Annotated in this window: 13 protein-coding genes; 12 read left to right on the top strand and 1 reads right to left on the bottom strand. The window is 66.3% G+C overall.

Annotation, left to right across the window (positions count from 1 at the left end):
• Nucleotide 1 precedes the first annotated feature (1 nt).
• The 12 genes from ctaD (at nucleotide 2) to SM191_RS05020 (ending at nucleotide 12,303) form a co-directional block, all read left to right on the top strand.
• The gene (gene ctaD, locus SM191_RS04965; protein WP_341505230.1) at nucleotides 2–1,672 is read left to right on the top strand and encodes a cytochrome c oxidase subunit I; all 1,671 of its coding nucleotides are present in this window, start codon (nucleotides 2–4) and stop codon (nucleotides 1,670–1,672) included.
• Between the two features lie 203 nt (nucleotides 1,673–1,875).
• A complete protein-coding gene (locus tag SM191_RS04970; protein WP_341505231.1) occupies nucleotides 1,876–3,627 on the top strand; it encodes a DUF1800 domain-containing protein in 1,752 nt (583 codons plus the stop codon).
• Complete coding sequence (locus tag SM191_RS04975) at nucleotides 3,627–5,030, top strand: DUF1501 domain-containing protein (RefSeq protein WP_341505232.1); 1,404 nt, start codon at nucleotides 3,627–3,629, stop codon at nucleotides 5,028–5,030. Before SM191_RS04970 ends, SM191_RS04975 begins: the two co-directional genes overlap by 1 nt.
• Before the next feature lie 183 nt (nucleotides 5,031–5,213).
• Complete coding sequence (locus tag SM191_RS04980) at nucleotides 5,214–6,275, top strand: NAD(P)-dependent alcohol dehydrogenase (protein ID WP_341505233.1); 1,062 nt, start codon at nucleotides 5,214–5,216, stop codon at nucleotides 6,273–6,275.
• A 213-nt stretch (nucleotides 6,276–6,488) separates the two neighbouring features.
• A complete protein-coding gene (locus SM191_RS04985; protein WP_341505234.1) occupies nucleotides 6,489–7,388 on the top strand; it encodes a heme o synthase in 900 nt (299 codons plus the stop codon).
• Nucleotides 7,385–7,519 carry a hypothetical protein gene (locus SM191_RS04990; protein WP_257575300.1) on the top strand — a complete coding sequence of 45 codons (135 nt, stop codon included), beginning with the start codon at nucleotides 7,385–7,387 and terminating at the stop codon, nucleotides 7,517–7,519. Before SM191_RS04985 ends, SM191_RS04990 begins: the two co-directional genes overlap by 4 nt.
• On the top strand, nucleotides 7,519–8,058 hold the full coding sequence (locus SM191_RS04995; RefSeq protein ID WP_341505235.1) for a cytochrome c oxidase assembly protein: 540 nt from the start codon (nucleotides 7,519–7,521) through the stop codon (nucleotides 8,056–8,058). The genes SM191_RS04990 and SM191_RS04995 overlap by 1 nt, the downstream gene beginning before the upstream one ends.
• A 38-nt stretch (nucleotides 8,059–8,096) precedes the next feature.
• Nucleotides 8,097–9,008 (top strand): cytochrome c oxidase subunit 3, encoded by a 912-nt coding sequence (locus SM191_RS05000; RefSeq protein ID WP_306996921.1) that lies wholly within the window; start codon nucleotides 8,097–8,099, stop codon nucleotides 9,006–9,008.
• A 67-nt stretch (nucleotides 9,009–9,075) separates the two neighbouring features.
• Entirely contained in the window at nucleotides 9,076–9,405 is a 330-nt protein-coding gene (locus SM191_RS05005; protein WP_445949810.1) for a DUF983 domain-containing protein, read from the top strand.
• Nucleotides 9,402–10,022: an SURF1 family cytochrome oxidase biogenesis protein gene (locus SM191_RS05010; protein WP_341505237.1), complete on the top strand. Its 621-nt coding sequence runs from the start codon at nucleotides 9,402–9,404 to the stop codon at nucleotides 10,020–10,022. The genes SM191_RS05005 and SM191_RS05010 overlap by 4 nt, the downstream gene beginning before the upstream one ends.
• Nucleotides 10,023–10,035: 13 nt before the next feature.
• A complete protein-coding gene (thrC, locus tag SM191_RS05015) occupies nucleotides 10,036–11,424 on the top strand; it encodes a threonine synthase (RefSeq protein WP_341505238.1) in 1,389 nt (462 codons plus the stop codon).
• Between the two features lie 9 nt (nucleotides 11,425–11,433).
• Nucleotides 11,434–12,303, top strand: coding sequence for a class I SAM-dependent methyltransferase (locus SM191_RS05020; RefSeq protein ID WP_306996929.1), 870 nt, complete (start codon nucleotides 11,434–11,436; stop codon nucleotides 12,301–12,303).
• A gap of 132 nt (nucleotides 12,304–12,435) precedes the next feature.
• Here the strand turns inward: SM191_RS05020 and SM191_RS05025 are convergent, their stop codons facing one another.
• Nucleotides 12,436–13,182: a methyltransferase gene (locus tag SM191_RS05025; RefSeq protein WP_341505239.1), complete on the bottom strand. Its 747-nt coding sequence runs from the start codon at nucleotides 13,180–13,182 to the stop codon at nucleotides 12,436–12,438.
• Between the last annotated feature and the right edge of the window lie 3 nt (nucleotides 13,183–13,185).

The raw sequence follows: 13,185 nt of genomic DNA on the forward strand, positions 1-13,185 counted from the left end.
CATGACCGACACCGCACTTCACCCCGGATCGGCTTTCGTCGGTCATGAAGACCACCACGCGCACCATGACGCCGATCACAAGCCCGGCTTCTTCGCGCGCTGGTTCCTGTCGACCAATCACAAGGATATCGGCACCCTCTACCTGATCTTCGCGATCGTCGCGGGGATCATCGGCGGCGCGATCTCCGGCCTGATGCGCGCCGAGTTGAAGGAGCCCGGCATCCAGTATCTGGGTATCTGGGCGGGGTTGCTGCACGGCGGGGCGCAGAGCCTCGACCAGTCGCTGCATCTGTGGAACGTGCTGATCACCGCGCACGGCCTGATCATGGTGTTCTTCATGGTCATGCCCGCGATGATCGGCGGGTTCGGCAACTGGTTCGTGCCGATCATGATCGGTGCGCCGGACATGGCCTTCCCGCGCATGAACAACGTGTCCTTCTGGCTGCTGATCCCGGCCTTCACGCTGCTGCTCGCCTCGCCCTTCTTCGGTTCGGGGGCGGGTGTCGGCTGGACCGCTTACGCCCCGCTATCGACCTTCGGCGAGCCGGGGCCATCGGTGGACATGGCGATCCTGGCGCTTCACCTGGCGGGCGCGTCGTCGATCCTGGGGGCGATCAACTTCATCACCACCATCTTCAACATGCGCGCGCCGGGCATGACGCTGCACAAGATGCCGCTGTTCGTCTGGTCGGTGCTGGTCACCGCCTTCCTGCTGCTGCTCTCGCTGCCGGTGCTGGCCGCCGCGATCACCATGTTGCTGACCGACCGGAATTTCGGCACGACCTTCTTCGATCCCGCCGGGGGCGGCGACCCGATCCTGTACCAGCATCTCTTCTGGTTCTTCGGCCACCCCGAAGTGTACATCATGATCCTGCCCGGCTTCGGCATCGTCAGCCAGATCATCGCGACGTTCAGCCGCAAGCCCGTCTTCGGCTATCTCGGCATGGCCTATGCCATGGTCGCGATCGGCGTGGTCGGCTTCGTCGTGTGGGCGCACCATATGTTCGCCACCGGCCTGTCCGTGAACACCAAGATGTATTTCACCGCCGCGACGATGATCATCGCGGTGCCCACCGGCATCAAGATCTTCTCGTGGATCGCGACCATGTGGGGCGGCTCGCTCAGCTTCAAGACGCCGATGGTCTGGGCAATCGGCTTCATCTTCATGTTCACCGTCGGCGGCGTGACCGGCGTGGTGCTGGCGAACGGCGGCATCGACGATTACATGCACGACACCTATTATGTCGTCGCGCACTTCCATTACGTCCTGTCGCTGGGCGCGGTGTTCGCGCTGTTCGCGGGCTTTTATTACTGGTTCCCCAAAATGTCGGGGAAGATGTATAGCGAGTTGCTCGGCCAGTTGCATTTCTGGGTGTTCTTCATCGGCGTGAACCTGTTGTTCTTCCCGATGCATTTCCTGGGGTTGCAGGGCATGCCGCGCCGCTATCCCGATTACCCGGATGCCTATGCGACCTGGAACGCGGTCGCGACCCATGGTTATGAGATCATGGCGGCGGGCATGGGCATCTTCTTCATCAACCTGATCTGGTCGCTGGTCGCCGGAAAGCCCGCCGGGGACAATCCCTGGGGCGAGGGGGCGACGACGCTCGAATGGACGCTGTCCAGCCCGCCGCCCTATCACCAGTTCGAGACGCTGCCGCGCATCGATTGACCGGCGTTTCCTCCTCCTCGATCAAGGCCCCCGGACCCATTGTCCGGGGGCCTTTTTCATTACGCCATCGTCACGATGGGTCCGTCTCGGCCAAATCGTTTCCATGATGCGACGAACCGAGGAACCCTGCACCTTCCATTAACCAGATAGGCTCATCCTGTCCCTCGGTCGCCAACCCGGCGACGCTATCGGACATGGATGTGATGACGGGGCGGGACTTTGTGGCGGAGCCGATGGCGGCGACCGTCGAGGACGGCACGGAACTGCCCATCGTCGAACGGCCGTCGGGCCATGCGGCGGGCAGGGCCGGCGTGGCGACGCTGCCGCTGCTGGCGCTGGCCGCCTGTGGTGGCGGCGGCGGGGGCGGGAGCACGGCCACCGCCACGGGCAGCGCCGAGGGCACGGCCTCCACCCCCGCCACCACGACCCCCATCGTCGTGGTCAACGCCGCGCCGACCGCCGTCGAGGCCAGCCGCTTCCTGGCACAGGCCACGATGGGCGCGACCCGCGCCAGCATCGATACGGTCGTCTCGCGCGGCTATGACGGCTGGCTGACCGACCAGTTCGCCCTGCCGCGCGCGACCAGTCATTGGGACTGGCTGATCGCCAATGGCTATGACACCGCCAAGGCGAACGCGATCAGCGGCTTCGACCCGTCCATGTGGCGCCAGATGATCGTCGAGCCCGACCAGCTTCGCCAGCGCGTGGGCATGGCGCTGCTCGACATTCTGGTGGTCGGCATCGACCAGGCGAGCAGCACCTGGCGCGCCTTCGCCATGGCGGCCTATGTCGATATCCTGCTGGACAATGCCTTCGGCAATTATCGCGACCTGCTGGGCGCGGTGACGACCAATTTCGCGATGGGCCAGTTCCTGACCTATCAATATAATCGCAAGGCCAACCCGACCACCGGCACCCAGCCGGACGAGAATTACGCGCGCGAGCTGATGCAGTTGTTCACGCTGGGACTCAGCCAGCTGAACATGGACGGCACCCCCAAGCTGAACGGCGGACAGCCGATCGACACCTATGGCCAGGCCGATGTGTCCGGGCTGGCGCGCGTGTTCACCGGACTGGTCCCGACCAGCACCGACAGCAACACGCCGACCCGGCTGCGCCAGCCGCTGGTGATGAACGCCACCCTCAACGAAACCGGCGCGTCGAGCTTTCTGGGCACCACGGTCAGCGGTGGCGGCATGGCGGGGATCGGCGCGGCGCTGGATGCGATCTTCGCGCATCCCAACGTGCCGCCCTTCGTCTCGAAACAGTTGATCCAGCGGCTGGTCACCAGCAACCCGTCGCCTGCCTATGTCACCCGGGTCGCGACCAAGTTCGTCGACAATGGCCAGGGCGTGCGCGGCGACATGAAGGCGGTGATCCGCGCCATCCTGCTCGACAGCGAGGCGCGGACCCTGTCCACCGCCGCCACGGCGGGCAAGCTGCGCGAGCCGGTCCTGCGGCTGACCGGCTGGGCGCGCGCCTTCGGCGTCAATTCGCCCTCCAATGGCTGGGCGATCGGCGACACCTCCAACCCGTCGAACCGGTTGGGCCAGGCCAAGGGGCACAGCCCGTCGGTCTTCAACTTCTATCGCCCCGGCTATGCCCCGCCGGGCACCGGCATGGCGAGCAGCGGCCTCGTCGCGCCCGAGTTCCAGATCACCAGCGAACAGAGCGTCGTCGGCTATGTGAACTTCATGTACGGGCTGATCGCCAACGGCATCGGCGATGTGAAGGCCGATTACACCGCGATCCTGACCAAGGCAGCCGACAGCGCCGCGCTGGTCGACGAGGTCAATCTGATCCTCGCCGCCGGGCAATTGTCCGCCGCGACCCAGGCCACCATCCGGTCCGCGGTCGACAGCGTGTCTGCCAGCGCGACCAACGGCCCGATCAACCGGGTCGGCATCGCGATCCTGCTGACCATGGCCTCCCCCGACTATCTGACCCTGCGGTGATGAGCATGATGCACGACCAGTCCCTCCATGATCAATCACGGCGCGCTTTCCTGAAGCGCAGCGCCCTGCTCGGCCTGGCCGGGACCGCCACTCCCTTCGTCTCCAGCTTGGCCGCGATCGGCGAGGCGGCGGCGGCCACCGCCTCGGATTACAAGGCGCTGGTGTGCGTGTTCCTCTATGGCGGCAACGACTATGCCAACACGCTGGTCCCCTATGACGAGGGCAGCTTCGCGGCCTATCGCGCGGCGCGGGCCAATATCGGCTATCAGCGCGACGTGCTGGCGGGCACCCTGCTGAACCCCTCGGTCGCGCTGCCCGATGGCCGCGCCTATGCCCTGTCGCCCAGCATGCCCGAGATGAGCCAGCTGTTCGCGGCGGGCAAAATGGCGGTCGCGCTGAACGTCGGCACGCTGGTCGAGCCGACGACCAAATCGCAATATCAGAAGCGCAGCGTCCGCCTGCCTCCCAAGCTGTTCAGCCATAACGACCAGCAGAGCTTCTTCCAGGCGTCGAGCCCCGAAGGCGCGGGCAGCGGCTGGGGCGGGCGGATCGGCGACGTGTTCCAGAACGGCAACGGCAATGCCGCGCTGACCTGCATCAACGCCACCGGCAATGCCGTGTACCTGACCGGGCGCAGCGCGATCCAATATTCGGTCGGCACCGGCGGCCCGGTCGCGCTGCTGAACAGCAGTCGGACGCTGTACGGTTCGTCCACCGCGCTCGACATGCTGCGCACGCTGATGACCTCCGACTCCAGCCTCGCCATCGCCAGCGAGCATGCGCGGATCAGCAAGCGGGCGCTCGATATCCAGGCGCAGTTGAGCAGCGCGCTGGCGGGCGCGCCCGCGACCAGCTTCCCGCTTTTCCCCAGCAACAACCCGCTGGCCGACCAGTTGAAGATGGTCGCGCGTATGATCTCGGTCAACCAGACCCTGGGGCTGAAGCGGCAGGTGTTCTTCGTGTCGCTCGGCGGCTTCGACCTGCACGACAATCTGGTGGCGCAGCATCCGGGGCTGCTCGCCCGCATGTCGTCGGCGATGAAGGCCTTTTACGACACCACCGAGGCGATGGGCGTCGCCAATCAGGTGACCAGCTTCACCGCGTCCGATTTCGGGCGCACGCTTCAATCCAATGACGACGGGTCGGACCATGGCTGGGGCGGCATGCACTTCGTCGTCGGCGGCGCGGTGCGCGGGCAGCGGCTCTATGGCAAGGCGCCGACGGTGGGCGTCAACAACAATGACGATGTCGGCCAGGGCCGCCTGATCCCGACCATGTCGGTCGACCAATATGCCGCGACGCTGGCGAGCTGGTTCGGCATTGACTCGGGGAGCCTGCGCACCGTGCTGCCCAATATCGGCAATTACGACATGTCGACCTGGAATCAGGGATTTATGGGATAAGTCCCGCCCGTCGTTGCGAGCATCGCAGGGCTAGTGACAATATAACATGTTGAAGTTTTACAATTTCCCGATCATTGCCAATCGGAAAAACTAGCAGGCCCATCGCCCTGGCATGCGAGTCCCCGGGTCCCATATGAGCGCCGCGATCCTTCGGTCGCCCCTATCGATTCCAGAGGAGCTTCCATGCCCACTCCCGCCAAGGGCTATGCCGCCCAGTCGGCCGATACCCCGCTCGCGCCCTTTTCGTTCGAGCGTCGCGATCCGCAAGGAGACGATGTCGCGATCGACATTCTCTATTGCGGCGTCTGCCATTCCGACCTGCACACCGCGCGCGGCGAATGGGCGGGCACCCTCTATCCCTGCGTTCCGGGTCACGAGATCGTCGGTCGGGTCACCGCCATCGGCGACGCGGTGACCAAGTACCAGGTCGGCGACGTGGTCGGCGTCGGCTGCATGGTCGACAGTTGCGGCCATTGCGCCTCCTGCCATGACGGTGAAGAGCAATATTGCGAGACCACCGGCTTCGTCGGCACCTATAACGGCCCCGATCCCGTGATGGGCAGCCATACCTTCGGCGGCTATTCCGACCATATCGTGGTCAAGGAAGGCTTCGTCCTGAAGATCAACCATGACGAGGGTGATCTGGCCGCCGTCGCGCCGCTGTTGTGCGCGGGCATCACCACCTATTCGCCTCTCCGCCACTGGAAGGTCGGGCCGGGCCAGAAGGTCGGCATCGTGGGGCTTGGCGGACTGGGTCACATGGGTGTGAAGATCGCCGCCGCGATGGGGGCCGAGGTCTATGTCTTCTCCACCTCGCCGGGCAAGGCCGAGGACGCCAGGCGGCTGGGCGCCAGGGACCTGATCGTGTCGAAGGACGCCGACCAGATGGCCGCGCACGCCAACAGCTTCGACTTCATCCTGAATACGGTGGCCGCGCCGCATGACCTCGATGCGTTCCTGATGCTGTTGAAGCGCGACGGCACGATGACGCTGGTCGGCGTGCCCGATTCGCCGCATCCCTCGCCCTCGGTCGGCAACCTCGTCTTCCGCCGCCGGTCGCTGGCGGGCTCGCTGATCGGCGGCATCGCCGAGACGCAGGAGATGCTCGATTTCTGCCACCAGCATGGCCTGACCGCCGATATCGAGATGATCGCGATGGACGAGGTCAACACCGCCTATGACCGGATGCAGAAGAGCGATGTGAAATATCGCTTCGTGATCGACATGGCGACGTTGAAGGGGTGATACGCGCGCTCTGATCTTGGCACGCCCCTCCCGCAAGCGGGAGGGGATGGGGGAGGGAAAGCCACAGGCGATAGTCTCGGTGAGACTCCATGCCCTCCCCCCGTCCCCCTCCCGCTTGCGGGAGGGGGAGCGCCTTGGGCGAGCGGCAGTATCCTTCCCAGACAACCGCTTCGATTGCTCCCCCTTCCCACACCGCCTATATGCAGGACTCCCATGTCCAGCATTCCCTCCTCCGTCTTCGTTCCCGCCGACTGGCGCGACTTTCTGGCGCTCACCAAGCCGCGGGTGATGACGCTGGTGGTGTTCACCGGGCTGTGCGGGATGCTGGCCGCGCCGGTGGGGGTCGATCCGGTGATCGGCTTCACCGCGATCCTGTGCATCGCGCTGGGCGCGGGCGCGGCCGGGGCACTCAACCAATGGTATGAGGCGGACCTCGACGCGCTGATGAAACGCACCGCCAAGCGACCGCTGCCCGCCGGGCGGATGAGCCGCGAATCGGCGCTGCATTTCGGGGTCGGGCTCGCCTGTTTCTCGGTCATCCTCATGGGGTTGGCGGTCAATTACGTCGCCGCCGGCATCCTGAGCGTCTCGATCCTGTTCTATGTGCTGGTCTATACCGTCTGGCTGAAGCGGCGGACGCCGCAGAACATCGTCATCGGCGGGGCCGCGGGCGCGTTTCCGCCATTGATCGGCTGGGCGGCGGCGACCGGGCAGATCGCGCTCCTCCCCTTCCTTCTGTTCAGCCTCGTCTTCCTATGGACGCCGCCGCATTTCTGGGCGCTGGCGCTGTTCGTGAAGACCGATTACGCCAATGCGGGGGTGCCGATGCTGCCCGTCGTCGCGGGCGAGCGGGTGACGCGCGCGCAGATCGGGCTCTACACCATTCCGATGGCCGTCGCCGCCGTCGCGCCCTGGCCGCTGGGGCTGACCGGCGCGATCTATGGCGTGATCGCCAGTGCGGGGACCGCGCTGTTCGGGCTCTACGCCGCGATCGTCGCCTTCCGGCATACGCAACCCGACGATGCGATGAAGCCCGAAAAGCGGCTGTTCAAATATTCGATCCTGTATCTTTTCCTTCTCTTCGGCGCGCTGGTGGTGGATCGTTGGGCATGACGCCTGACGATTCGAACCGGATTCGCGCCAAGCAGCGCGCTCGTGCCACCGCGATGGCGCTGCTGCTCGGGTTCCTGGTGGTGCTGATCTTCTTCATCACCCTGTCCAAGATCCGGTCGGGAATGCATTGATGCGGCTGACGCGGCAGGCTCGCACGGTCGCCTTCGCGCTGTTCGGCGTGGTGTTCATGACCGGGCTCGCCTTTGCCAGCGTGCCGCTCTATCGCATGTTCTGTCAGGTGACGGGCTATCAGGGCACGACGCAGCGGGGCACGCAGGCGCCGGGCAGCGTCCATCGCCAGATCACCGTCAATTTCGACGCCAACGTCTCCTCGCGCCTCGCCTGGGCCTTCAAGCCCGAAAATCCGCACGAAACGGTCGATATCGGCGCGCGGGACATGGTGTTCTTCACCGCGACCAACAATGCCAAAGTGCCCGTCACCGGCACCGCGACCTTCAACGTCACCCCCGACCAGGCGGGGCGCTATTTCACCAAGATCGAGTGTTTCTGCTTCACCCAGCAGACGCTGAAACCCGGCGAGACGGTGCGGATGCCGGTCATCTTCTTCGTCGATCCCAAGATCCTGAACGACCCGGACGCCAAGGACATCGAGACCATCACCCTGTCCTACACATTTTACCCGGTGGATTCGGCGGGAAAAGCGGGTTAGCCTGCCCCCAAAATAGCAAAAAGCTAAGGGACGGGATCATGGCTGGCGCGAAGAACCACGACTATCACATCCTGCCGCCGAGCCCCTGGCCGCTGGCCAGTTCGATGTCGGCGCTGCTGATGGCCTCGGGCGCGATCATGTGGATGCACAGCGCGCCCGGTGGTGGCTGGGCGTTTCTGGCTGGGCTCGCCGCGGTGCTGTTCTGCATGGGAAGCTGGTGGGCCGATGTGGTGCGTGAGGCGCATCATGGCGATCATACCCCGGTCGTCCAGCTTCACTTCCGCTATGGCATGATCCTGTTCATCGCGTCCGAAGTGATGTTCTTCGTCGGCTGGTTCTGGGCCTTTTTCGACTTTTCGCTCTTCCCGACCGCGATGAGCTTCGTCGACGGACAGGTGGAGCGCGCCGCGGAGGGGGCCACCGCCATCGCCGCGACCTGGCCGCCCAAGGGGCTGGAGGTGATCGACGCCTTCAAACTGCCTTTGCTCAACACGCTGATCCTGCTGACCAGCGGCACCACCGTGACCTGGGCGCACCATGCCCTGATCCACAACCAGCGCGGCGGGGAGAAGCGCGGCCTGTGGGGCGCGCTGGGCGTGGGCGACCGGGACGGGGTGCTGAAGGGCCTGTGGCTGACCATCGTGCTGGGCCTGATCTTCAGTTCGATCCAGGCCTATGAATATATCCATGCGCCCTTCCCGTTTAAGGGGATCAATTACGGCGCGGCCTTTTTCATGGCGACCGGTTTCCATGGGTTCCACGTCATCGTCGGCACTATCTTCCTGATCGTCTGCCTGATCCGCGCCTATCGTGGCGACTTCACGCCCCGCCAGCATTTCGGGTTCGAGGCGGCGGCATGGTACTGGCATTTCGTCGACGTGGTGTGGCTGTTCCTCTTCGTCACCGTCTATGTCTGGGGTGGCTGGGGCGCGCCGGTTCATAGTGGCTGAGCCGACCCCTCCCACCATCGCGCGAGCCGCGTTTCAGGGGCTGTGTCCGCGTTGTGGCCAGCCCCATTTGTTTGCCGGGCCGCTGCTCTCGACCAAGGTCGTGACCTTCGCCGATCGCTGTAGCGCCTGTGGGCTGGACTTCACCCGGTTCAATGTCGGCGACGGCCCCGCCGCCTTCCTGACCCTGATCCTGGGCACGATCATCACCATCGCCGCGATCATCGTCGAGTTGACGCTGCACCCGCCGCTGTGGCTGCACATGATGATCTGGCTGCCGCTGACCGCGATCGGCGTGGTCTATACGCTGCGACTCGCCAAGGGCGCGCTGATGGCCGCCGAATATCGGAACGAGGCGCGCGAGGGCGCGGTGGTCCGCCCCGAGGAAGACGGGGAATGAGGCGTGCGCCCGTCCTCCCGACGCTGATCGTCGGCCTGGCCGTCGCGGCGATGGTGGCGCTCGGGCTATGGCAGTTGCTCGACCGGTTGCCGAAGAAGCAGGCCTATCTGGCGCAACTGGCGGCCAATCCGGCGCGGCCGGTCATCGCCTTTCCGCTGTTCCCCGACGACGGCCTGCTCTTCCGCCGCACGGTCGCCGATTGCCACCCGCCGATTACGATCCGCCGGGCGGGCGCGGGCGCGGCGGGGTTCCGGCTGATCGCGACCTGTGCGGTGCCGCAGGGGTCTTTACAGGTCCAGCTTGGCACCACCCATGATCCGCGCAAGGAAGTGGCGTGGCCCGGCGGGCGGGTGAGCGGCTATGTCTCCCACGCGCCCGACAGCCGTTCGCTGATCGAATCGGCCTTCGATCACCGCCCTCAGGCGATGCTGCTGGTCGCCGACACGCCCGCCGCCGGACTGGAATCCAACCCCCGTCCCGATACCGACGGCGTACCCAACAACCACCTGGCTTACGCCATCCAATGGTTCCTGTTCGCCGCGATCGCCGCAATTATCTATGGTTTGGCGGTCGTTCGACGCAATCCAACGGTTGTGGTGACGGGCACACGCCGTTAAGCCCCGGCGCATCATGCGCTATCTCAGTACCCGCGGCTCCGCCCCCATCCTCGATTTCCGGGGCGCGACCCTGGCCGGTCTCGCCAGCGATGGCGGCCTCTATGTGCCCGAAGCCTGGCCCAGCCTGACCGGCGAAGAGATCGAAGCGCTGGCGGGCCTGTCCTATGCGCAGACCGCCGCGAAGATCATGGCGCCGTTCGTCGGCGACAGCCTGACCGGGCAGGAACTGCAAGACCTGTGCGACGCCGCCTATGGCCGCTTCTCGCACGCCGCCGTCACGCCGCTGGTGCAACTCGACCATGACCAATGGCTGCTCGAACTCTTCCATGGCCCCACGCTCGCGTTCAAGGACGTCGCGCTCCAGATGCTGGGGCTGTTGTTCGAGCGGTTCCTGCGCGGCACCGAGACGCGCCTGACCATCGTCGGCGCGACCAGCGGCGACACCGGATCGGCGGCGATCGACGCGGTGGCGGGGCGCGCCAATATCGACATCTTCATGCTGCACCCGGCGGGCCGCGTCACCGAGATCCAGCGCCGCCAGATGACCACGGTGCTCGCCCCCAACGTCCACAATATCGCGATCCAGGGCAATTTCGACGACGCCCAGGCGCTGGTGAAGGCGATGTTCAACGACCGCGCCTTTGCCGACCGCCATACCCTGTCGGCGGTCAACTCGATCAACTGGGCACGGTTGATGGCGCAGGTCGTCTATTATTTCTACGCCGCCGTTCGGCTGGGCGCGCCGGGCAAGGCGGTGGCCTTCTCGGTCCCGACCGGCAATTTCGGCGACGTATTCGCCGGTTACGTCGCCGCGCGCATGGGTCTGCCGGTCGAGCGGTTGATCGTCGCGACCAACGTCAACGACATTCTCCACCGCGCGCTGTCCTCGGGCGATTACTCCAAGGGGCAGGTACAGGCGACCGCGACCCCCTCGATGGACATCCAGGTCAGTTCCAATTTCGAGCGGCTGTTGTTCGACGCGAACGGGCGCGACGGCGCGGCGCTGGCGGCGCAGATGAAGGGGTTCGAGGCGTCGGGCGCGATGCGGCTGACCAATGCGCAGAGCCAGGCCATCGCCCCGCTCTTCACCAGCACCCGCGTCGATGCCGACGACATGAGCCGCGCGATGCGCTGGGCAGCGGAGGAAGCGGGGCAGATCCTCGACCCGCACACCGCCATCGCCCTGTCCGCCGCCCGCGCCGCCGGGACGAGCGCGCCCGTCGTGACGCTCGCCACCGCGCATCCGGCCAAGTTCACCGACGCGGTCGAGCGCGCGACCGGCGTTCGCCCCCCGCTCCCCCGCCGCGTCGGCGACCTGTTCGAGCGCGAGGAGCGCTACACCACCCTGCCCGCCACCTTCGAGGCGGTGACGGCCTTTATCGACGGGCATGGTTTGCGCTAACGCGGGCGCATGAAACTCGAAACGATGATCGGCGAGCCCTGGGCCGACTATGGGCTGGTCGACTCCGGCCATGGTCGCAAGCTGGAACGCTATGGCCGGTTCCGCTTCATCCGCCCCGAGCCGCAGGCGATGTGGGCCCCCGCGAGCCAAGACTGGCGCGCGGCGGCGGAGTTCGTGCCGGGCTCGGACGAGGACGGCGGCGGCCGCTGGAATTTCAACGAGCCGGTCCCGCGCGAGGGCTGGCCGCTCAAGTGGAACGAGGTGCGCTTCACCGCGCAGAACACGCCGTTCCGCCATCTGGGCTTCTTCCCGGACATGGCGCCGGTGTGGAGTTGGATGCGCGAGCAGGTCGACGGCCTGGCCGAGCCGGAATGCATGAACCTGTTCGGCTATACCGGCGTCGGCACGCTGGCGATGGCGAGCGCGGGGGCAAAGATGGTCCATGTCGACGCCTCCAAGAAATCGGTCGAGGCGGCGCGCGGCAATGCCATGCTGTCGGGTCTGGGCGATGCACCGGTGCGCTGGATCATCGACGACGCCGCCAAATTCGTCGCGCGCGAGGTGCGGCGCGGGCGGCGCTATGACGGCATATTGCTCGACCCGCCCAAATATGGACGCGGGCCGGAGGGCGAGGTGTGGCGGCTGGAGGAAGACCTGCCCGGCCTGATCGCGAACTGTCGCCAGTTGCTGGATACCGAATCGCGCTTCCTGTTCCTGACGGTGTACGCCGTGCGCATGTCGGCGCTGGCGATCGGCGAGATGATGCGACAGGCGATGGCCGACCTGCCCGGCCAGGTCGAATGCGGCGAACTCGGCGTGCGCGAGGAAGCGCGCGGGCTGGTCCTGCCGACGGCCATCTGGGCGCGGTGGAGCCGGTAAATCCAGACATCCGTTCGTGCTGAGCGAAGTCGAAGCACACGCCCCGCCGCCATCATCTGGCGTGGCCTTCGACTTCGGCGCACAGTGCCGAAGTTTATCCTGAGCGGCTGGCTTGCCAGCCAGCCGAAGGGCTCAGGCTGAACGGGGGTTGGGGATTTCGATCAACGCGACCTCATAGGTCGCCACCGCCCCGCCTGCCTCGAACCGCTTCGCAATCCGCCGCATCGCGCCCGGCGGGATCGGCCGGTGCCCCTCACGCGGCGTTCCCGCCCCGATCGCCCGCAGTGCGCGCATGAAGGCCCCCGCCGAGCCGTGCCGCTCCTCGAACGTCCGCGTCTCGATCCGCCACCCCGTCGCCATCAGCGAACCGACCGACGGATAGGCGGGACTCCCCGCGACATAGCCCTCCGCCCGGTGTGCGTCGTGCCAGGCCGCGAACGTGCCCTCGACCAGCGTCGTCACCAGCATCCGCCCGCCCGGCGCAAGGCAAGCGGCCAGCCGCCGCAAGCCCCCGCCCAGATCGGCGAACCACTGCACCGCCAGGCTGCTGACGATCAGGTCGAAGGGCGCTTCACCGGGCAGGTCGGGATGCTCCCCATCCATCACCCTCCCCCGGACGCCGGGATTCGCCGCCAGCCCGCGCGCCAGCATCGCGGGCGCGATATCGGTCATCAGCCAGTCGGGCAGCTCCAGCCGGGGCAAGACCGCCGCTGTCAGGAAACCCGTGCCGCACCCCACCTCCAGCACGCGCGGGGCGGGCGGCGCGGCGGCGATGACCCGATCGGCCAGCCAATCGGCGACCTGTCGCTGGACCACCGCATGGGCGTCATAGGCCGCCGCCGCGTCGAAGGCCCGCGCGATCCGCGCCGCGTCGGCCATCGT

Origin of the sequence: Sphingomonas sp. 2378 (assembly GCF_038084995.1) — a bacterium.
Classification (GTDB): Bacteria; Pseudomonadota; Alphaproteobacteria; order Sphingomonadales; family Sphingomonadaceae; genus Sphingomonas.